General features: G+C 45.7%; 17 protein-coding genes and 1 riboswitch. Of the genes, 9 read left to right on the top strand and 8 right to left on the bottom strand.

Going from position 1 to position 20,495, the window contains the following annotated elements; translation table 11 throughout:
- Positions 1–52: 52 nt before the first annotated feature.
- A complete protein-coding gene (gene prkA / locus K7P76_RS14175) occupies positions 53–1,948 on the top strand; it encodes a PrkA family serine protein kinase (RefSeq protein ID WP_232185950.1) in 1,896 nt (631 codons plus the stop codon).
- Positions 1,949–2,577: 629 nt separating this feature from the next.
- On the opposite strand, the gene K7P76_RS14170 is transcribed toward prkA, so the two are convergent.
- Together K7P76_RS14170 and K7P76_RS14165 are read right to left on the bottom strand one after the other, a co-directional pair.
- Positions 2,578–4,020 carry an amidohydrolase family protein gene (locus tag K7P76_RS14170; protein ID WP_232185949.1) on the bottom strand — a complete coding sequence of 481 codons (1,443 nt, stop codon included), beginning with the start codon at positions 4,018–4,020 and terminating at the stop codon, positions 2,578–2,580.
- Positions 4,017–5,060, bottom strand: coding sequence for an ABC transporter substrate-binding protein (locus K7P76_RS14165; RefSeq protein ID WP_232185948.1), 1,044 nt, complete (start codon positions 5,058–5,060; stop codon positions 4,017–4,019). The genes K7P76_RS14170 and K7P76_RS14165 overlap by 4 nt, the downstream gene beginning before the upstream one ends.
- Before the next feature lie 86 nt (positions 5,061–5,146).
- Positions 5,147–5,265: riboswitch (guanidine-I (ykkC/yxkD leader) on the bottom strand.
- A 121-nt stretch (positions 5,266–5,386) separates the two neighbouring features.
- Here K7P76_RS14165 and K7P76_RS14160 point away from each other — a divergent pair.
- Positions 5,387–5,977, top strand: coding sequence for a cysteine hydrolase family protein (locus K7P76_RS14160; RefSeq protein WP_232185947.1), 591 nt, complete (start codon positions 5,387–5,389; stop codon positions 5,975–5,977).
- Positions 5,978–6,083: 106 nt separating this feature from the next.
- On the opposite strand, the gene K7P76_RS14155 is transcribed toward K7P76_RS14160, so the two are convergent.
- Together K7P76_RS14155 and K7P76_RS14150 are read right to left on the bottom strand one after the other, a co-directional pair.
- Positions 6,084–7,628: a glycosyl hydrolase family 18 protein gene (locus K7P76_RS14155; RefSeq protein ID WP_232185946.1), complete on the bottom strand. Its 1,545-nt coding sequence runs from the start codon at positions 7,626–7,628 to the stop codon at positions 6,084–6,086.
- A 181-nt stretch (positions 7,629–7,809) separates the two neighbouring features.
- Positions 7,810–8,451 (bottom strand): sensor histidine kinase, encoded by a 642-nt coding sequence (locus K7P76_RS14150; protein ID WP_232185945.1) that lies wholly within the window; start codon positions 8,449–8,451, stop codon positions 7,810–7,812.
- Positions 8,452–10,137: 1,686 nt separating this feature from the next.
- Between K7P76_RS14150 and K7P76_RS14145 the strand changes: the two genes are divergently transcribed.
- The 3 genes from K7P76_RS14145 to K7P76_RS14135 are packed head-to-tail and all read left to right on the top strand — an operon-like array spanning position 10,138 to position 11,225.
- Positions 10,138–10,683 carry an accessory gene regulator B family protein gene (locus K7P76_RS14145; RefSeq protein ID WP_232185944.1) on the top strand — a complete coding sequence of 182 codons (546 nt, stop codon included), beginning with the start codon at positions 10,138–10,140 and terminating at the stop codon, positions 10,681–10,683.
- On the top strand, positions 10,680–10,802 hold the full coding sequence (locus K7P76_RS14140; RefSeq protein WP_232185943.1) for a cyclic lactone autoinducer peptide: 123 nt from the start codon (positions 10,680–10,682) through the stop codon (positions 10,800–10,802). The genes K7P76_RS14145 and K7P76_RS14140 overlap by 4 nt, the downstream gene beginning before the upstream one ends.
- Before the next feature lie 33 nt (positions 10,803–10,835).
- Entirely contained in the window at positions 10,836–11,225 is a 390-nt protein-coding gene (locus K7P76_RS14135) for a LytTR family transcriptional regulator DNA-binding domain-containing protein (protein ID WP_232185942.1), read from the top strand.
- 57 nt (positions 11,226–11,282) lie between these two features.
- On the opposite strand, the gene K7P76_RS14130 is transcribed toward K7P76_RS14135, so the two are convergent.
- Positions 11,283–12,188 (bottom strand): AraC family transcriptional regulator, encoded by a 906-nt coding sequence (locus K7P76_RS14130; RefSeq protein ID WP_232185941.1) that lies wholly within the window; start codon positions 12,186–12,188, stop codon positions 11,283–11,285.
- 96 nt (positions 12,189–12,284) lie between these two features.
- Here K7P76_RS14130 and K7P76_RS14125 point away from each other — a divergent pair, with 96 nt between their 5' ends.
- The 3 genes from K7P76_RS14125 (at position 12,285) to K7P76_RS14115 (ending at position 15,471) form a co-directional block, all read left to right on the top strand.
- Entirely contained in the window at positions 12,285–13,118 is an 834-nt protein-coding gene (locus K7P76_RS14125) for a phytanoyl-CoA dioxygenase family protein (RefSeq protein WP_232185940.1), read from the top strand.
- A gap of 108 nt (positions 13,119–13,226) precedes the next feature.
- Positions 13,227–14,021 carry a class I SAM-dependent methyltransferase gene (locus K7P76_RS14120; protein ID WP_232185939.1) on the top strand — a complete coding sequence of 265 codons (795 nt, stop codon included), beginning with the start codon at positions 13,227–13,229 and terminating at the stop codon, positions 14,019–14,021.
- A gap of 103 nt (positions 14,022–14,124) precedes the next feature.
- Positions 14,125–15,471: an MATE family efflux transporter gene (locus K7P76_RS14115; protein WP_232185938.1), complete on the top strand. Its 1,347-nt coding sequence runs from the start codon at positions 14,125–14,127 to the stop codon at positions 15,469–15,471.
- A gap of 285 nt (positions 15,472–15,756) precedes the next feature.
- Here the strand turns inward: K7P76_RS14115 and K7P76_RS14110 are convergent, their stop codons facing one another.
- The 3 genes from K7P76_RS14110 to K7P76_RS14100 form a co-directional block, all read right to left on the bottom strand.
- Complete coding sequence (locus K7P76_RS14110) at positions 15,757–16,656, bottom strand: SDR family oxidoreductase (RefSeq protein WP_232185937.1); 900 nt, start codon at positions 16,654–16,656, stop codon at positions 15,757–15,759.
- A gap of 127 nt (positions 16,657–16,783) precedes the next feature.
- The gene (locus tag K7P76_RS14105; protein WP_232185936.1) at positions 16,784–18,193 is read right to left on the bottom strand and encodes a SpoVR family protein; all 1,410 of its coding nucleotides are present in this window, start codon (positions 18,191–18,193) and stop codon (positions 16,784–16,786) included.
- A gap of 488 nt (positions 18,194–18,681) precedes the next feature.
- Positions 18,682–18,984: a hypothetical protein gene (locus tag K7P76_RS14100; RefSeq protein ID WP_232185935.1), complete on the bottom strand. Its 303-nt coding sequence runs from the start codon at positions 18,982–18,984 to the stop codon at positions 18,682–18,684.
- A 331-nt stretch (positions 18,985–19,315) separates the two neighbouring features.
- Here K7P76_RS14100 and K7P76_RS14095 point away from each other — a divergent pair, with 331 nt between their 5' ends.
- Complete coding sequence (locus K7P76_RS14095) at positions 19,316–20,482, top strand: BMP family ABC transporter substrate-binding protein (RefSeq protein ID WP_232185934.1); 1,167 nt, start codon at positions 19,316–19,318, stop codon at positions 20,480–20,482.
- Positions 20,483–20,495 lie beyond the last annotated feature (13 nt).

Here is a 20,495-nt window from a genome sequence, read left to right as displayed (position 1 = left end):
GTATGTAATACGTTAGGTTTAGCGTAGAGAAAGAGTGCGAGGAGGAAGCGGCATGGACATCTTCAGTCGGATCTCAGAGTATCGGGCCGAGAGTGAGAAGCTAAGTTGGTCGGGAACTTTTCGGGATTACATTGATCTACTTCGCCGCGATAGCACTCCGGCGATGACCGCACATGCCCGGGTTTACGACATGATCGTTTCCCATGGGGTAGAAGAGAGGGGCGGCAGTAAAAAATATAAGTTTTTCAACTCCGAGATTTTCGGATTGGACCAGACGATGGAGAAGCTGGTGGAAGAGTATTTCCATTCCGCCGCGAGGCGTCTGGACGTAAGGAAAAGAATATTGCTGTTGATGGGGCCGGTTAGCGGCGGGAAGTCCACGATCGTAACGTTGTTGAAGAAGGGATTGGAGCAATACTCCCGTACGCAGCGGGGGGCGATATACGCCATTAAAGGATGCCCGATGCAAGAGGACCCCCTCCATCTTATCCCGGGCGAGCTGCGTCCGGAAGTGGAACGGGAGCTTGGGGTTAGAATCGAAGGCGATCTATGCCCATCTTGCCAAATGCGCTTGCGCACAGAATTCGAAGGCGATATTGAGCAGGTACCGATTGAGCGGGTGCTTATTTCGGAGAAAAATCGGGTAGGCATCGGTACGTTCAGTCCATCGGATCCGAAGTCTCAAGATATCGCCGATTTAACGGGAAGCATCGATTTCTCGACGATAACGGAATATGGCTCGGAGTCCGATCCTCGGGCATACCGCTTCGACGGTGAATTGAACAAGGCAAACCGGGGGTTGATGGAGTTCCAGGAGATGTTGAAGTGCGACGAGAAGTTTCTATGGAATTTGTTATCGCTAACGCAGGAAGGCAACTTCAAGGCCGGAAGGTTCGCGTTAATTTCTGCCGACGAAATGATCATTGCCCATACGAACGAATCGGAATACAAGACTTTTATTTCTAACAAGAAAAACGAAGCTTTGCAATCGCGGATGATCGTCATGCCGATACCTTATAACTTGAAGGTAACGGATGAGGAGAAAATCTACACCAAGCTAATTGGCCAATCCGATATGAACCACGTTCACATTGCCCCTCATGCCTTGCGGGCAGCGGCTATTTTCTCCATCCTCACCAGATTGAAGGAATCCAAGAAACAAGGGATGGATTTGGTTAAGAAAATGCGGATGTACGATGGAGAAGAGGTAGAGGGGTATAAGGAAGCCGATCTGAAGGAAATGCAGAACGAATTCGTGGAAGAGGGCATGTCCGGCATCGATCCTCGCTACGTAATAAACCGTATTTCCAGCGCTTTGATTAAACACAATATACCTTGCATTAATGCATTGGACGTATTGCGCGCTTTGAAGGACGGATTGGACCAGCATCCTTCAATCACGAGAGAGGAAAGGGAGAAGTATTTGAATTTCATCTCCGTCGCGCGCAAGGAGTACGACAACCTGGCGAAAAAAGAGATTCAGAAAGCTTTCGTTTATTCGTTCGAGGAGTCGGCGCGGACTCTGTTCGAGAATTATCTCGACAACATTGAATCGTATTGCAATTGGGCTAAGATTAAGGACCCGTTAACGGGCGAAGAGATGGATCCGGATGAACGGCTCATGCGTTCGATCGAGGAGCAAATCGGCGTTTCGGAGAATGCGAAGAAAGCTTTTCGCGAGGAAATTCTGATTCGTATTTCGGCGTATTCGCGTAAAGGCAAGAAGTTCGATTACAGCATGCACGACCGGCTTCGGGAAGCGATCGAGAAGAAGCTGTTCACGGATCTGAAGGATATCGTGAAGATCACGACGTCTACGAAGACGCCGGATGAAAGTCAATTGAAGCGAATTAATGAAGTAACCAAGCGGCTCATCGACGAGCACGGCTACTGTCCCGTCTGCTCGAATGAGCTTCTGCGTTATGTGGGGAGTTTGTTGAATCGTTGAGCGTTGAGTTGCAGGGAATGAAGAAGCATCCTTCCGGGGGTGCTTTTTTAATGCTAAAGCAGTTCCTGCAAAATCGAATTAGATATTGATAGCAGGATTGGCCTGAGGGACTGCCCATTCTTTTTAATGTCGCTATATGGACGTAAACTTTGATCCTCATTAGCTACATTTAATAAACAAACATGTTCTTTCACTTAGCAATCTTATGTACAACCTGCATTTACTACAGCCATTTTTGCCTGAAACCGGGATTTTCGTCAATCAACCTGCATTTGCTGCAGGTGTTCTTCACAAATCTCCTAGAATCACTCAAAGTAATCAAAAACACCTGCAGGTTTTGCAGGTCATCGGCTGAAAAAGCAACATTCGGCGGAAACACCTGCATCTATTGCAGTTTGCCTCTGATGGTAGGTATGGCTTATGGGACAGCCCATAGAGTTAACTATCTGATTTATTTTAAGGCTTCCATCTTTCCATTGATTGATTCGAGGACTGCAATGATATCTATATCACACGACTTCTATTATTTCTTACTGCATTACTCTAACTGACTTTGCAGCGCCCAGAGTTAACTTGATAGCCGGATAAAAAATGAAGCCCTCACCTTTAAGGCGGGGGCTTCATTTATTTTAAGATCCGAGCCTGCGCCAACCTCTCGTAAGATCCGTCAAGCGTGCTTTCGTAGCAATATCAATCGAAGCTTTTTGTGCTTGTTGATATAGGAAGGTTTCATCCGTCCCGAGAAAGTTCAATTTCCGATCCTCCATGAGAATTCGACCATCGACGATTGTCGTTTCGACTTCGGACCCATAAGCTTGGAAAACCAAAGCACTCGGAATGTTATTCAACGGCCAGAACTGCGGATGATTCAAATCGATCAGAATAACATCGGCCTTCTTTCCCGGTTCCAAGCTTCCGATCTCGGATTCCATGCCAATGGAGCGGGCGCCGTCGATCGTTGCCATTTCTACAACTTTTTCAGTTGTAAGAACAGAGGCGTCCAGGTACTTTGCCCTCTGTGCAAGGGCAGCTATCTTCATCGATTGGAACATGTTGACGCTGTCGTTGACATTTGCGTCGTCCGTTCCAAGGCCGACGGTAATTCCAAGAGCCGTCATCTTCGCAACCGGAGCAACCCCGGAAGCGATGTAATGGTTGCAGATGACGTTGTGCGCAGCTTTAACGTCGTGAATTTGAAACAAACGAATGTCTTTTTCAGTTAACCAGACGCAATGAGCCGCCAATATACGAGGAGACAGGAATCCGATGGAATGGAGATATTCTGTCGGCGTCATCCCATACATGGATGCATCAAGGTGCGATTCCGCCAAGTGGATGGCGGTCATGGAATTATATTTTTCCGCGAGTTCGGCAGAGCGTATCAGCCCTTTCTCGGTCGTGAACTGAGCCGTAAAAGGCGACGCCCATACGCGGATTCTGCCATTATCCGCCATGTGAAAACGTTGAATGAGGCTTTCAATCTGGGAAAGGGCCTCTTCCGTGTCCTCGATGACATCGGCGGGATGATTTACGCCTGATTCTTTATGCATGATGGTTTCGATATGCTTGGCCAGGTGATCCGGAACGGTATCGTTGAACATGCGGGCATACACGGCTCTGATACCGACTTGCCGATAAGTATCGATCGTGGCGACTGCAAGCGCGTCATCTCTGCCTTGATCCCCGTTGTCAACGATTGTAGTAATTCCGGAACGAATGGCTTCGGCACAGTATAGTGTGGCAGCCAGACGCGCATCGTCGGGAGTGTACTGGCTGAGTCCTGGAAATAAAACGTTGAACAAAAAAGGATAGAGTTCCCTGTCATGAGCCAGTCCTCGCAACAGCACTTGAAGCACATGGGTATGCGGGTTAACTAGGCCCGGCATCACCAGCTTACCGCGGGCGTCGATTACTTTGCTAGCCTCAAATCGGGTCGTGATGTCCGCCGATGTTCCGACGGCTTCGATTTTATTTCCGGAAATAGCCAGAGCTCCGTCGTTAATCATTTTGCGAGTCGGATCCATTGTAAGAACAGTTCCGCCCTTGATCAAAATATCGGCGGTGGATCTCATTTAACGGTGCTCCCTTCGGAATTGCGAGTTTTCGCCACATCTTCAAGAAGGGAAACGTCCAATATAGGTTTCATATCGGGAACCTTATCGAGGTAACCTTTTTTCATAAGAAAATCACCCATCATCTTGCCCGATCCGTACAAGGAATCCCATCCTTCTCCTTCTTGGAACGCCTTCAGATTGTCCTCGATGCTGTAAAGCTTTATCCCGTTAACTAGGACTTTGTATTCGTCGACCGGAGTTTCTGCCTGCTTCGCCATAAACGTCAACGATTCATCTGGGTTATTCTTCCAATAGTCGATGCCGTCATACCAAGCTGTTAGTATCTTTTTTATTTCATCCCGGTGACTGTCGAGAAAATCGGAGCTCGTCATGAGATCTTCGACGATAAGGCCTGGCGTCTCTTTGGAAGAGGCAAGAATATGGCCTTTTTGAGATTGCACGGCTTGATTGAGGAACGGTTCCCAGGTAACGGCAGCATCCAGGCTTCCGGCGATAAAACCCGAGCCGGCATCTTGCGCCGCCATGTTAAAGACCTTGACATCACTCTCGGACATGCCGTTACGCTCAAGAATGTTTAGAAACAGAAGGTGAGAGAGCGTGCCGATCTCAAGCGCAATGGATTTTCCCTTTAAATCCTTGACCGACTTGAACTCGGGCTTGGCGATAAGCGCATCCGCTCCCGCGGATATGTCGGTTACCAGAACCACTTTCGGTTTAAGTCCGTGATTGGCAGGAGGCAGACTATCATTTAAATTCGCGCACACCATATCGATTTTCCCGCTGTTAAACGCTTGTAAGGAATCGCTATAGACAGGGAAATAAACAAGCTTTACATTCACGCCGTTTTTCTCAAATATTCCCTTTTCACTAATCAGACTCCAAACATACCAACCCGGCCATGCGGAATATCCGATTGTAATCGTTTTGCCCTCGTCTTTTTTCCCCGTTTCCTGTTCGGAGTTTTTTTTCGGAGCGCAGCCGCCAATTACTATTGCGAACATAAGTGCTGACAATAAAAGCAGAAACCATTTTTTCATGATGTACTTTCCTCCTTTTTGTTTTAACGGTCATTTCCGACTTTTTGGAAAATGAAAAAAACCCGAAAGGAAGATAGGATAAGATATCCTCCCGGGCTTTTATCCCTCCGTGTACACGACTTTGTGCCGTGTGCTTTCTCTTGGACCAGCTAATTTTTTGCTCGCGACGCCAGCAATAGATTACGGAACCCTAGAAAGCTTTTGTATAAATAGACTACACGCATATAACTATAAATGTCAATGTATATAACATACAATTCTCGTTCATCATATTTGTGTTATAATATCTATCATATAAATGACGATGGTAGAGGAGCTGCATCTTGATGAATATTATCGGAAACCCTGCCCTTTTGATTATCGATGCTCAAAAAGGTTTTTTATCAGATCCTAATGGCCCTGCTGCCGTATATGACGCTTGGACTGCCGTCGACAACATCAGTCTTGTTTTGAACGCTGCACGGAAAGCCAAAATACCCGTTATTCATTCGCAGGAAATGCATCGTAAACAAATGGTGGATTTCGGAAGAGAACTTGATGGGAGCGAAGGCGTCCATTGTTTGGAGGGTACAGAAAGCGTCGAGATCGTGGATGAATTAAAGCCGATCGAAGGAGAGTATATAATCCAGAAAAGGCGCTATAGTTGTTTTTTTGCAACGGATTTGAATATTTTGCTGAAAGGATTAAATGTGCAGTCGTTGTTGGTTTGCGGTTTTCTGACCGACGTATGCGTTCATTATACGTGCGCGGATGCCCATCAGCATGATTATCATGTGAAGGTTTTATATGACTGCGTAAGAGGCTCTAGTTTAGAATCCCACGAAGCTTCTTTGAAGGCAATCAAATACCTGCAAACATCATCTGAATCTAGTAAGGACGAATTTATTCAGCATTTTAGTGTACTAACAAAAAGTTAGCGATACCTTTTGTGTGGATGAAATTCGATTTCAAGAAAAGAGGGAGGGGCCCCTCTTTTCAATGAAATTTCGGAAATAACACCATGGCTGGTTTCCTAAGTTCTGCCTATTTCAAAGAATCTAATAACTTGTTTAGCAACGTTTGGTTGAAATCCTGGCTCAGTTCCCATAACATTGCGCCGCCAAGCCCTTTGGACTTGATATACTGCGCTTTGTAGGCGATCGATTCAGGATCTTCATAGGAGACGAATGTTCCCGTAGATTTGTTATAAAGCCAAGGCACTTTGGAATTATCGTTCCAATAACGTACATACCCTTTCCCGTTGATCCACCCTTGATTTTCCAAGTTGCCGTATTCGTGAATGCCGTCGGCGATAACTCCATCCGCGACACCATTGCAAGTTTGATACTGCCCTTGATTAGCGGCACCGCAGTTCGTCCAGCTACGTCCATAGAAGGGGATGCCTAATACGAGTTTGTTCGATGGTACTCCAGCTTTCAAGTAGAGGTTAACAGTTGAATTAATGTTGGACTTAGCGTTAACGGGGTCATTGGGGTCGGCGTAAAGCGGCGCATTGTGATTGCTCACGTCTTCCCAGTCGCCGTGATAATCGTAGGTCATAAGGTTAATCCAATCGACGATATCTGCCACCTGATCGATTTCCGTGTTAGTAACGTAAGCGGGAAATGATCCTGCGGCTATCGTAAGTGAATAGGTCTTGCCATTTTTAAGTTGTACGGCATCGAGCTTGTCCCGAATTGTTCGTAGCAGCAATGTAAAATTGTGTTTATCGGCAGGTCTTGCATGATTCGAAGTTAACCCGCCTGATACCGGATATTCCCAATCAAGGTCAACGCCGTCGAAATCGTAATCGCGAATGAATTGCACGGCGCTGTCGGCGAATTTAGTACGGGAATATTGAGAAAGGGAAATATCGGAAAATTGTCCGGACCACGTCCACCCTCCAACGCTAATAAGCGCCTTAAGCTTAGGGTTTGCCTTTTTCAGAGTCTGGAGTTGTCTGAAGTTGCTTTTATCTGTCCAAGGGTCGCCCAGCACAACTTTGCCGTCTTTAATATTCGCAAAAGCATAATTGACATGAGTGATATTGGGCGCGGCGATGTTAGAGACGTCGAAGTCCTGGTATGTTGCCCAGGAAGGGTAATAAGCAATAACTTTATAAGAAACGCTAGGTAAAGCTGGGATTTGCGCTGCTTTTGACGTGATGGCAATCGTATTTGCGGCGGCAATCCAGATTAAGTTATGGTTCGTTAAGGCTGCAATAGGCCGAACCGGTAGGAAAAGCGTTGATCCTATCTTGGTTGGAGCTGCCGCCAAAGTGGTTTTCCGGCCGTTAACATAGGCTGTCGCGATGTTCACTTCCATGTCGATAGTAAGGTTGGTATTGGACAGCCTGAATTTGGTTTTGTTAACCCATCCGACCTGTAAGCCGATAGGCTGGATAAATGGACGAGTTTCCACATAAGTAGTGCCATTTAGGGTTACCGGTTTTGAAGCAAATACGATTTGACTATTGTTATATGTAACTTTAATCTCGCTACCCGCGTGACCGGATGGCGTGGAAATAATAGCAAAGCCGACGATTACGAACAACAGGATAAGTACGGATTTAAACGTTCTGCTAGTCAATAGGTTAACTCCTCCCGGTTTTGAAAGTCTATGAATAATAGCGTTTACACTACTTCCATTGTCCGAGAGAGCATCATTCTAGTAAATCATAAGATTATGGATAAAGTGGCAAAAATAGAAAGCGCCGCTCCGGCGGAGTGTCCGCTAGGCGACGCTTGTAGGGTGGTGTGGTGGAAATAGCTTAAATGGCTATGCTTGTTTCGCTATGTTTGAGTGTGATATGAAATGTGGTTGTGCCGCTTTCGGTGTCGGATTGAACCTCGAGCGTTCCTTGATAATATTTTACGCGTTCCGCGACGATTGCCAATCCGAGTCCGGTATGGTCTTCCCCCTTGGTCGAGTATCCGGGGAGGAAGATGATTTCCTTTTCTTTAGCGTCTATCATGCGGCCTCTGTTGGAAACTTCGAGTTCGATTGTTTTACTCTCCGTAAATCGGATGGAGGCATGAACGTGCCTTTGATCGATGGGTAGAGTTTCGGTCTCGTCGAACGCATTGTCAACCAGATTTCCCATGATTTTGATAATATCGATAACTTTAATGGTCGTCTCTTGGGCATTCCAGTTATCCGGAAGCTCATATGTGAATGCGATCCCTTTGCCGATGGAGACTGTCATCTTAGCTTGCACGAAAGCAGCTAATGCCGGTGAACAGTGGTGGACAACATCGCTTACTTCCTGCGTTTCTTTAACTAAATCAGCGACATAAGACTTCAACTGCTCCGTTCGGCCCATCTGAACCATCGTATGAATAACCTGAACATGATTTAGAAAATCATGCCGTTGCCCTCGGATCGATGTGAACATGTCGTTGATTTCCTCCACGTAAATCTCCTGGGTCATTCGAATCGCTTGTTCCCGGGTTCGGACGAGGAGGCGGACTGTTGAAACGAGTGCTAATAGGCTGATGAAGATTAATATGTAAGTGAGTACGACATTTAGTAATTTGTTGTTTTGCTCAGGTGTTATTTGAAAGAATTGAAGGGCTCCCAATAAGAAAAATTGAACAACTATGAGTGTGATAACACTAGTAATTGTGCTTGGTTCAGTTTTCATGATTATGGAAAATAATCTCTTGGCGGAATAGAGATTTCGTTTACGAATGAACCATGATGCTACTATTGTAATTAGTAACTGGGGATATAATATCGTAATTACTTCAAAGATATGATCTCTAATTAAATCATGATGTGAGGGTATTCCCATGATGTGGATAGCAATTGTGGATAATATGATGTCCATAATAATGCTGAAAATAGTAACAAAAACAAAAATTAAAAGTTTTTGTTTTGTACTTAGATCGCGAAATAATATAAATAAAAGTAATATGCCGGTTAATAATGAATTAACAATGTGCAAAGGTACAGGAAGAATTAGAATAAGGGCGTCAGTATATATTGAGTGAGCGAAACACATGATAACCAATCGCTTAATCAAATTTTTAGGGGGTGGATCTATAAAGGAGAAGCAAAAAAACCAATAGATGAAAAATTGCGGTTGAGAAACTAAAACATCTAGTTTTATAAAATCAATAAAATCATGCATGTCTCATTTGTCTCTCCCAGTTATTTCATCTACATTAATTCTTTTATAATATTAAATATAGTACAAATGAAACGAAATGGCATTCCAATGTTTAAAATCCGACTTAATTATATGGATTACATCTTCCATTCTCATTGATTACACTCCGTCAAATGCTCAATTACATACTTATTTATACAATTAAATATAGGGCTTCTGGAGTATTAATGATCAAATACAATGAATAGAAAGACAAATTTATGGATGCGTTTTCCCGGAAAAATGATAGAATATTAATAGTACATACTAGATATTTACGAGGAGATCTTTACTCGATGACTTTTTTCCTATTCATTATTTGCTCTACTTTGGAATACTTGTCCTCGTTAACGCTAATGCTTGTTATGTTCAGATTTGATGTAAAGGAACATTTTTTCAAATTCCTTATCTCTTCCATCTTGCTTTCGCTGATCTCAAATACGCTTATACAACAGAATTTGGACGCAATCTCTCCGATTATCCAATTATTGGTTTTTGTTTTTCTAGTATATATCATTTTGCGGGTTAACATATTTAATTCGATCATCATGGTTTTTACTATTTACTTCATTTTTGGGCTTGTACAGACTACGCTTGTAATGATTTATACTCATTTCGGTGTTGTTGAAGAAATAAAAGTCTATACTGACTCCGCATTTATTATGCAAGTATCCTCATCTTTTTACATGTTTCTATTTGCATTAATTATCTATTTGAAACATGGGGGATTTAGTTTTATTGATCATAAGAGCAGCAAGAGGAAAGTATTGCTGTTGAATAAATCAAATCGGTATTTCTTCATTGGGCTAGTTATTGCACTGATATTATTCATTTTTGTAAACGTTTTGTACTACAACTCCGAGCATCCTCCTTATCTGGTTATAGCGATAATATTTTTGCTCACTTTAATGACCTTACTTTATCTTGCCCTTAGGAGAGATGATAATCATGTTTGACAAGTGGGCGTTGAATGCTGCTACTTGGATCAATAATCAAAATCCCAAACAGACAGCAAGTGTTGCTGTCTTACATTTCGCGCTGACAGGACTTTTAAATAGTTTAACAGTTTTTTTCATTATCATCGTAATTGGAGCGATAACCGGGCATATTGGCGATAGTTTATTGGCCTCCCTATTTTTTGTTTTTTTGCATTTCTTTTCGGGGGGATTCCATTTTAAGTCAGTTTGGATATGTACCATTTTTTCTTCAAGCATGATGATTTCATCGTTTCTCATCCCCCTTTCCTTGGATTGGTTGCATGCGCTTACAATTTTTACTATAATAATTTTAATCGCATTTGCTCCCTCCAATATTGAAAACCATGCAAGAATTTCTAAAAGGTATTTTCCATTATTGAAGTTGATTTCGGTATTAATCGTAACGATAAATTTGTTTATGCAGAATACAGCGGTATGTTATGCAATATTTCTTCAGGCGCTTCTTGTTATCCCATATAGCAAACTATGGATAAGGAGGAGGTGGGAGTTAAGATGAAAAAAAGAGCGGCATTGATAATTGGCAAGGCATTAGCACTTTTTGCTGTCGTTTTTGTAAGTACTGCAAGTATGCTTTGGTTCCATCGCCCAGAAATTCCGGCTGAATTGAAAAAGTAAACGGTAAGTAATAACTTAAGAGGGGATGAAATCATGGCAGAACAAATTCGATTGCTGGATCGTGACGGAAATCCGTGTACTGTGAACATTGAGGATTTGATAGCGATTAAACCAACGTCGGATGGTCCGGAGTTCTATACAAAGGACAGCATGTATTTCTATCCCACAACGTTGGACGAGCTGCTCATCTTGTTTAAGGATCTTGGATTCGAGCGCTTGGATCGAACGAACTTGGTCAACATGAACCATGTTAAGGCTTTTGATCCTAAGGCTCGAAAAGTTTACTTTGAGCACCCGTGGAGTAAAGACAGCAAGTTTGCTACCGTATCGGAAGCGAATGTGAGTAAAGTAGAGCACTTGGTTAAAGAGGATAATGCTAACTACAAGGCGTTTCCCAGACCGTCGTTGTTCTGGAAGAAGTGAACGAATTGCCATAAGGTATCAATCGCCAAGCCGCCGAGGTTTGGTTTTTTTTATTGCTCAAATGTTACGGTGCTCGGCGCGGTGACGTGCTCTCCACTGGGACGGGGTAGCGCCGGCAAATCGCTTGAACACAGTGGCGAAATGTTGGCTAGACGGGTAGCCGAGCGAATGGGCGATGTCTGTAATCGGCCGTAGGCTTTCCGTTAACAACCGGTAAGCTTCCTTTTGCCGTAAACGCTCCATAAAGGACATGGGTGATAGTCCCGTATAGGATTGAAACATGCGGTGGAAATGCGAAGCACTGACATTAACGGAAGCAGCGAGTTCCTGAACGGTCGGCCTCCAATGCAGTTCGTTCCGCATTGTTCCGATCATCTTGTCCAACTGGCGAAGGAGATCATCGGACACTGTATGTGCATCGGGAAACGGCTTGAGGAAGATCAGCAGGAGTTGGACAATCGTTTGTCGGATGGCTACACTGCGAAATTCTTGTTCGGATGCGATTTCACGCCGCAGCTGTCGGAAGGGTTCGACCGGAAGCAGACCGGTATGTACGATGCGTGACAGCGTGGCAAGAGCATTCCCGAAACGGAAGCTTTCTTCCGAAGTGAAACGAAACCATCCGTCTGCCAGAGGCGCCTTGATAATCATCCACCAAAATTTGCAAGGCTCGATGACTTGGAAACCTCCGCTGTGAATTTCGCCGGGACGCGAATGGAAAACATCGCCGGCCTTGGTTTCATGAAGCTCACCCCCTAATTCCCACGTGGCTTTGCCCCGCTCTATAAAAACGAACTCGTAACAGTCTGGATGGGTATGGTCGTTTAGCGGGTAAGCTTTCCGAAGGTCGTCATATCCTAACATGACAAATTCAGGCACCGCCTCGATTTTATCATCATAAGTCCAACGTGTTGTCGCGTCCGTCATTTTAATCCCTGCCAATTGTTGATTTTTGTGCTTCATGTTTCTAATCCTACTCAATAGGAGAGCGAACGTCAAAAGGATTTCTTTTACTTATGATGTGAAGTAGAACGACAATTAAAGAGGAGGAACAAACCGATGGAAGCTCAAAAAAATTACAAAATTACACAGCAGGATAAAGAAACGTTCGAACGAGACGGATATTGGATTAGCCCGAAATTGCTCGACGATGACCAAATCGCGCGTTTGCGCAATGCGCATGATCGAATATGGGGTGGCGATTATGACGGTGACGGCTATCCAATGTACCCGTATCAACCGAACTCCAATCCGGAAGCGCTGCGCAAGTTCGATAATGGATGGTGGATTAACGACGAGGTCCAAAGTGTCGTCACCGATCCGTTGTTGGGTGAATTAACCGCCGATCTGCTCGGTGTTGACGAGATCAGATTGTGGCACGATCAAGTAATTTACAAGCCGGGTACTAGCGGAAAAGCGTCAAGTGCAGGCAACGTCGGCTGGCATCAGGATTATGGGTATTGGCAGTGCGCGAGTACGACAAACATGATGACGGCTTGGATCGCGTTGCAGGATACCGACTTGAACAACGGAGGCATGATGACTATTCTGGGCTCGCATAAGTGGGGCTTGATCCCGGACAGCGATTCCTTCTTTAATCAGAATATGGAGGAGTTGAAACGAAAGTATGCCGGCGGGCGTGAATGGGTGGAAGAACCGTGCATCCTGAAGGCAGGGCAAGCTAGCTTCCATCACGCATTGACGTTCCATGGTTCAGGCACGAACCTCTCGGATCAACCACGATTGTCCATTGTGGCGCATCTTATGCCTGGCAGTACGACTTATAAAGCTCGTGTGCAGCGTCATGATAATGTTCGGTTGCTTGGTCCTCGTCCATATGATGGTCAGCCTTTTGAAGGTCATTATTTTCCAACGTTGTTCAAGCGAAATTAAAGAGTGAAATAGGTAATAACTATTTATTATATAGATTTTATATATTTTAATTATAAAACTCCCTGTGATATAACAGATCTATTAAGAAATACCGGGGAGATGATTGAAATGGTTGATGTCAAGAGGAAGCAAAAAGTGTATTGGGAAGCAAACTTATATGACGATTCGATGAGTTTTGTATCCCAATACGGCGAGGATTTAGTGAAGTGGCTGAATCCGCAAAACGGGGAGAGAATTGTTGATTTCGGTTGCGGCACGGGCGACTTGGCTGCGCAAATCGCATCTTTGGGATCGGAAGTAATCGGAGTTGATATTTCCCCGGAAATGGTCGAAAGAGCACAGAACAAATATTCGCATCTGACTTTTCAGTGTGCGGATGGTATGAGTTGGAATGCTGAGCAAACGTACGATGCAGTGTTCAGTAACGCCGCTTTGCATTGGATGAAGGATGCCGAGGCAGCGATTAGAAGCATGACGAAAGGTCTTCGACCCGAAGGACGATTGGTAGTCGAATTCGGCGGGCATCGTAATGTAGAGGCAATCGTTACGGCAGTTAGGGAAACACTTCAAGCACGCAATCGTGAAGATGCATTCGTGATGCCATGGTATTTTCCAACGGTCGGGGAATATTCCACATTGCTCGAGAAGGCTGGATTAGAAGTTCGAAGCGCGATCTTATTTGACCGCCCAACCCGGTTGGATAATGGGGAGAACGGAATGAAGGTTTGGCTCAATATGTTCGGGACGGCTATGTTTCCGCGTGCGAGCGAAGAGGAATCTGCCATATGGATCGAGGAAGCCGTGGAGCGGCTGAAAGAAATGCAATTTAAGCAAGGAGAATGGACGGCGGATTACCGAAGACTGCGCATATATGCGATTAAACTTAGAGATGAAATGATCTAAAGCAGCAAAATGGAATATAACAAACACGTTATCCTGCATTGACTTAAGGTTGCAACTCGGGCAGAATGGGTACATCTTAAGTTAGCGAGGACGGAATTACATCATGAAACTTCTTAAAAGCTGGTATTTAATCCTAATGCTGGCGCTTCCTTCTTTATTCGCCTTTGCGACGCAAACCTTAACGGGTACGATCAATCTGATTGTAGTGGGCGATCTCGGCTTCGTGGTCATCGCCGTTGTTGGGGTTTCCAATATTATTATGTACAACGTTTTTGCGATATTTTCAGGGATTGGCCATTCGGTTAACTATTTAGTCGCGCAAAATTTCGGAGCCAACGAAATGCGCAAGGGCATGCAGAGAACTTATCTCGCCCTTTTCGTAAGTGCGGGAGTCGCTGTTATCATCGCGCTTGCAGGTTGGTTGGCGAGCGGGGCCGTCTTAAAGCTAACGGGCGGTTCCGCTGACTTGGTGGCGACCGGAGGCGACTATTTGGAATTGCGGTTCTACGCCATGTCATTCGGCATCGTCAGCTTTGTGTTTCACGGTTTCTTCCGCGGCGTCGGCGACACAAGGACATCTATGGTCGTCTCCATCCTATCGAACGTGCTTATGGTCGGGTTGACTTATGGTTTGACCTATGGACATTGGGGCATGCCGGATATGGGCATCATTGGGGCTGGGTATGCGCTTTTAATAGGTGAGGCGGTACAGCTTGTTATCTGTCTGATCATGTTCTGGGGACCCATGCACCGACGGTTCAGAACAAGGGAAATCCAGAAACCGGACTGGCGGGAGCTTCGGCTTATTTCCCTAGAGAGCGGAAAATTGGGCTTGCAGGAATTCTCGATGAGCGTCTCCATGTACATTTTTACGATATTCGTGCTGACTCTTGGAGATTTGGCCGCGGCGGCGAATGAAGTTGCGCTTAGTATTATGTCCTTCGGCTTCATGCCTGCGTTTGCTTTCGGTTCAACCGCGACCATATTGGTCGGTCAGGAGATTGGACAAGGGAAGCCGCATCTTGCGAAGGCGGCAGGCACAAACGCTGCGATATTGGGGACGATTTTCCTCGTTGTGCTGGGAACGGTCGAAGTCATATGGGCCAAACAAATCGCGGGAATATACAGTAACGATCCTGGCGTGTACGAGCTTGCTGCTTACCTCATCACGATATCGGCTTATTTGCAAATATTCGACGGCTTCTATAACTTCTATGCCGGAGGGCTCAGAGGCATCGGAGATACGACATTCCTGATGCGTTCCTCCTTCGTGCTTAGCTTGTTCATGTTCGTGCCGCTTACTTATTTGTTCGTTATGGTTTTTGATTGGGGGAGTATCGGCGCATGGCTTGCCCTATACACGTTTCTCATCGCACTGGGCTCGGCCGTAATGATTCGTTATTACCGGACGGACTTCAATTCGGTCAGGCTTAAGGAAGCGAACGGTTAACTGACTTATAATCATTAGCGGGATTTTTACAGCTATAGCAATGGGAGCCACGCCATGTTTAGGGGAGTAACCGTAATTGTCCATTTATTTTTAAGAAAGTATTAGGTAAAGGTAGATTAATGGGGGAAATAAATGGACTTTTACATTAAAATCGATGAATCTGCTTGAATTCAATCTAATTAACGGGAGTTTTACTGTTATTTATTCTCTGTCATTTTTTTATCATAATTGAGGGCTAACTCTCAGGTCTTCTCAGACCTTACGGGACAGCCCTCTTACCCTAGTTTAGCCGTTCACGATTTCTCCGCCATTCACATGCAGTACTTGTCCAGCCATATAAGAGGAATCTTCGCTGGCCAAAAATACGTAAGCAGGCGCTAATTCATCGGGCTGACCGGCGCGTTTCATCGGAGAATCGGCTCCGAATTTGGTAACCTTCTGGGCGTCGAAAGTCGAAGGAATAAGCGGGGTCCAGATCGGGCCCGGCGCAACTGCGTTCACCCGAATGCCTTGCCCGATAACATTCAAGGCTAACGAACGGGTAAAAGCAACCTGCGCCCCTTTGGTCGAAGAGTAATCGAGTAACGTTGGGCTGCCGCGGTAGGCGGTGATGGATGTCGTATTAATGATGGTAGAACCTGCGGTTAAATGAGGCATAGCGGCTTGCGAGAGATAGAACATGCCGAACACGTTCGTTCGGAAAGTTCTTTCCAGCTGTTGCGGAGTAATCTGCTCCAGCTTGTCCTGGGGATGCTGCTCCGCAGCGTTGTTGACGACAATATCAAGACGGCCCAACGCGGCCACTGTTTTCTCAACGGCTTGCTTGCAAAACTCCGGGTCGCCGATGTCTCCGCTAATGAGAAGGCATTGCCTGCCTTCGGCTTCTATTTGTTTTTTGGTTTCCTCAGCATCGACTTGCTCGTTCAAGTAAATGACGGCCACATTCGCGCCCTCTTTGGCATAGAGGATCGATACCGCGCGCCCGATCCCGCTGTCTCCGCCGCTAACTATCGCGACTTTACCGTTTAGTTTCCCGGCGGGGAAGTATATTGGCGATTTCGCTTCGGGAAGAGGGTTCATGTCTTTCTCCAAGCCCGGCTGGCGGTTCTGATGCTGCGGCGGGAAGGACGTTGGGCGTTGCGGCGTGGCTGTAGTGGCTTGATCGGAACCTTGAGATTGAGTCATTGTCGTTCGCTCCCTTCGTTATAGAATAGGTTAAACAAAACTCGCCACTCTTACACATAACGCCTAACGACAAAGGGCAATCCGCCGATTAAGCGGACTGCCCTTTGTTTTCTTCGAGCGTCATAGATTATACGTTTTTACGCGATGTTTTTTTCCCGTCGCAGCTGAACAGTACTTTTTTATCATCCGATATCGTCTCTAAGTGAACGGCCTTTCCCCATAGCTGCACCATGTAGGGTAGCGTGCGCTCGACGTACTTCAAATCCAGCTCAGTCCCTTCGAACCGGTGGGTGACGTATAGCTCGCCGTTGCGCTGATAGTCGCCGTCAGTAACCTCCAAATACGGAAATCCCCCGTTCACTCTCGAGTAAACAAGCTGATCCCGAATGTTCTCCCACCCTTTATCGGTAATTTTCCACTCTTGGCCCTTTTTTTCGAAAATATATAAGTCCAGCTCTTCCGTAAGCTCCTTGGTTAAGTAATTGCGCATGAAGGAGGGATCGGAGTCGAGCTCGCGGACCTCGAAGATTTTCTCTTGACCGAATCTTTTCTCGATATCCTCGAAAATCTTGAGGCCGAGATAATAAGGGTTCAAGGAGTGTCGCGACGGTTGAACGACCGCAGAGTTAAGCTTGGCATATTCGATCGTCTCTTCGCTCGTCAGCGGCAGTTCGCGCATGATCTTCTGGTGCCAGTACGAAGCCCAGCCTTCGTTCATGATCTTCGTCTCGATCTGAGGCCAGAAATAGAGCATCTCCTCGCGCAGGATGCTCATGATGTCGCGCTGCCAATCTTCCATACTCGTCGAAAACTCTTGGATAAACCAAACGATATCCTTCTCCGGAGATAAGGGGAATTTACGAGCTTCTTGTACGTCGTCTGCATAGGGATCAGGGCGATTGTTTTCCTCGAAGTTTTCCAAATCCCATAAATCTTCGTAAGGAGAGTGGGTTCGGTTATTGGCGCGGTCTTTGGATTTATCTCTTCTAAGCTGGAGATCCATGTAATTCTTTTTGTCCAAGCCATAAGGCTTGTAGATGCCAGGATCGACATGCTCCTGAATAGCCATGACCGCATCTAGAAACCGTTCGACTTGAGTGGTGCCGTATTCAATCTCGTATTGGCTGATCCTGTCGGCTGCGGCCGACATACTTTCAACCATATTGCGGTTGGATATCGAGAAACGGGCATTGTTCTTGAAGAAATCGCAGTGAGCGAGCACGTGAGCGACGATCAGTTTATTTTGGACTAAGGAATTACCGTCGAGCAGAAAGGCGTAACAAGGGTTGGAGTTAATGACGAGCTCGTAAATTTTACTGAGGCCAAGATCATATTGCATCTTCATGCGGTTAAACGTCTTTCCAAAGCTCCAGTGGCTGAAGCGGGTTGGCATCCCGTAGGCACCGAACGTATAGATGATGTCCGACGGACAAATTTCGTAGCGCATAGGGTAAAAGTCGAGGCTGAAGCGTTCGGCGATTTCCGTAATCTCCGATATCGCGTCTTCCAACTCCCGTTGTTCCTCTTCGTGTAACATGCTAAGTCAAGCCCCCTGTCCTAAACAAAAATTTCACCACCTTATGTATATGTGGGAACGGGGCGGAGTGTGTTGACAAATTATAAGATCGCGACATATTAGATCCCTCCCGCTGCGTAAGCAAAAATAATAATGCCAAGATCAGCAGGCCTTAAGGCACTGTGATTCTTGGCATTTAGTCTTCATCCGGATCAATTCCCCAAAAGATGTGGTGCGCAGAGCCGGTATTGGCGAAATAACAAGCATCCACATACACTTCTTGCAAAGTATGATCAATCTTATAGATGATAATGACATTACCGATAAGAGTCCAAGCATAGCCATTAAATGCAAAGCCGAGAAAATCCGAGATACCATAAGCTTTCTTCTCAGGGGCGGAGGCTAATACGACATTTGATCATCGGAAGACGCTCATCGCATCGACTTTTATCGGCTGCATCTGTGCGAGTGCGATACGTGCGTAGCTTGTCCAGAGTACCTCGTAGCGTTTAATTGTCATGCGCGATCTCAGTCAATAGCTTGGCAAATTCTTCTTCGTTGTCACTGTAGGTTGAGATGCCTTTCTGCCGATCTTTTTCTGCTTGGGAAAGTTGATAAATGACGTCTGGATCTTTGAAAATAATGGAGGTCAGCTTTTTCTTCTGTTCGTCTGTCAGGGATGACTCTTCGTCTTTGCGGGTGAGTTGAACACGGTATCCGAAGTGATCTTCAATGAGATGGACAAGATCATCTAGCTCGACAATCGATTTCCCCTTGAAGCTTTGATCCAATATATCTTTCGATATGGACATGCCAATCAACATCCTCTTTATTCCCAGTGTACCACAGCCGCTATATTTCTAACACTTGTATTGATGAGATGGGAAACACCCTGGCTGACTGAAGCCAGCCCTTGGTCCTGATCTTGATCTCCATTTGAGGCCAGAAAGAGCATCTTCTCACGTTTCATATTGTGTTATATAAAATAACATTAAATCATTTATTCTGTAACGAAATTGGGTTTATGAACATTTTTATTGTCTTTTTAACAAAAATTACGTTAAATAAGTTGACGTATACATAACGTAATTATATATTTCTAATAAGTAGAGAAACCACATGGATTAGAGAGGAGAAACACACATGCTGAAAAAGGGTTGGGTAATCGTTCTGTCTTTGCTAGTGGTGGTCACGGTCGCTTGTTCCAAAAAGGAGGAGGTTTCTCCTTCGCCAAGCTCGAGCGAGCCTGTCGCAAGCGTACCGGCTTCAAGCAGCCCGTCTGCATCGCCATCCGCATCCGCTTCCGCTTCGGAGATGCCATTGCCTAAGGTCGCATTCGTGTACATCGGCGTTGCCGGAGACGGGGGCTGGACTTACCAGCACGATCAGGGCCGTCTGGAGATGGAGAAGGAATTCGGAATCAAGTCTACCGTCGTGGAGAACGTGCCTGAAGGACCGGACGCCGAACGGGTATTCGAAGACTTGGCGAAAGAGAATGATATTATTATCGGTACCAGCTTTGGCTATATGGATTCGATGATCGCGGTAGCCGCGAAACATCCGGACAAAATTTTCCTCCACAATACCGGTTACAAAACTGCAGATAATCTCGGAACTTATATGGGCCGCGAATATCAAAGCGGATATTTGGTCGGAATGACCGCAGGCAAGATGACCAAGAACAAAAAAATCGGATACGTCGCGGCGTTTCCGATCCCGGAAGTCGTATATACGATCAATGCTTTCACCCTTGGGGCGCAAAGCGTTAATCCGGACGTGGAAGTATCGGTCGTCTGGAGCAACACGTGGTTCGATCCGACGGTTGAGCGTCAAGCTGCCGTAAGCTTGCTGGATAAAGGCGTCGACGTTCTCGCTGCTTATCAGGACTCGCCTGCCAGCATTCAGGCCGCCGCCGAGAAGAAGGTATGGGGAATCGGTAACGACTCCGACATGGGCAAGTACGCTCCCGATACTTATTTGACCAACAATGTATGGGATTGGGGTCCTTACTACATCGATACGGTTAAAAAGTATATGGCCGGAACGTGGAAATCCGAATCGTATTGGGGTCCTATGAGCACGGGAATTACGAGCCTCGCGCCATTCGGCAAAAACGTGCCGCAAGACGTGCGCGATCTGGTCGAAGCGAAGAAAAAAGAAATCATAGACGGTACTTTCGAAGTGTTCCAGGGACCGATCACCGACCAAGCCGGCAAAGTACATGGCGAAGCCGGCAAGCCGCTCGCGGATGAAGAAATTTTATCGACCAATTGGTTCGTCAAAGGCGTTAGCGGTACGATCCCGCAATAACGAAAGGGGTTAA

Source organism: Cohnella silvisoli (assembly GCF_021190915.1).
In the GTDB taxonomy this organism is placed as follows: Bacteria; Bacillota; Bacilli; order Paenibacillales; family Paenibacillaceae; genus Cohnella; species Cohnella silvisoli.
This window is presented reverse-complemented; position numbering and strand designations above follow the sequence as displayed.

Coding starts and splice junctions, on each gene's coding strand:
- K7P76_RS14170 (WP_232185949.1), bottom strand. CDS start 4,020: ATGAGATCCACCGCCGATATTTTGATCAAGGGCGGAACTGTTCTTACA.
- K7P76_RS14115 (WP_232185938.1), top strand. CDS start 14,125: ATGAAACTTCTTAAAAGCTGGTATTTAATCCTAATGCTGGCGCTTCCT.
- K7P76_RS14125 (WP_232185940.1), top strand. CDS start 12,285: ATGGAAGCTCAAAAAAATTACAAAATTACACAGCAGGATAAAGAAACG.
- K7P76_RS14160 (WP_232185947.1), top strand. CDS start 5,387: ATGAATATTATCGGAAACCCTGCCCTTTTGATTATCGATGCTCAAAAA.
- K7P76_RS14120 (WP_232185939.1), top strand. CDS start 13,227: ATGGTTGATGTCAAGAGGAAGCAAAAAGTGTATTGGGAAGCAAACTTA.
- K7P76_RS14105 (WP_232185936.1), bottom strand. CDS start 18,193: ATGTTACACGAAGAGGAACAACGGGAGTTGGAAGACGCGATATCGGAG.
- K7P76_RS14165 (WP_232185948.1), bottom strand. CDS start 5,060: ATGAAAAAATGGTTTCTGCTTTTATTGTCAGCACTTATGTTCGCAATA.
- K7P76_RS14095 (WP_232185934.1), top strand. CDS start 19,316: ATGCTGAAAAAGGGTTGGGTAATCGTTCTGTCTTTGCTAGTGGTGGTC.
- K7P76_RS14145 (WP_232185944.1), top strand. CDS start 10,138: ATGTTTGACAAGTGGGCGTTGAATGCTGCTACTTGGATCAATAATCAA.
- K7P76_RS14130 (WP_232185941.1), bottom strand. CDS start 12,188: ATGAAGCACAAAAATCAACAATTGGCAGGGATTAAAATGACGGACGCG.
- K7P76_RS14110 (WP_232185937.1), bottom strand. CDS start 16,656: ATGACTCAATCTCAAGGTTCCGATCAAGCCACTACAGCCACGCCGCAA.
- prkA (WP_232185950.1), top strand. CDS start 53: ATGGACATCTTCAGTCGGATCTCAGAGTATCGGGCCGAGAGTGAGAAG.
- K7P76_RS14100 (WP_232185935.1), bottom strand. CDS start 18,984: ATGTCCATATCGAAAGATATATTGGATCAAAGCTTCAAGGGGAAATCG.
- K7P76_RS14135 (WP_232185942.1), top strand. CDS start 10,836: ATGGCAGAACAAATTCGATTGCTGGATCGTGACGGAAATCCGTGTACT.
- K7P76_RS14140 (WP_232185943.1), top strand. CDS start 10,680: ATGAAAAAAAGAGCGGCATTGATAATTGGCAAGGCATTAGCACTTTTT.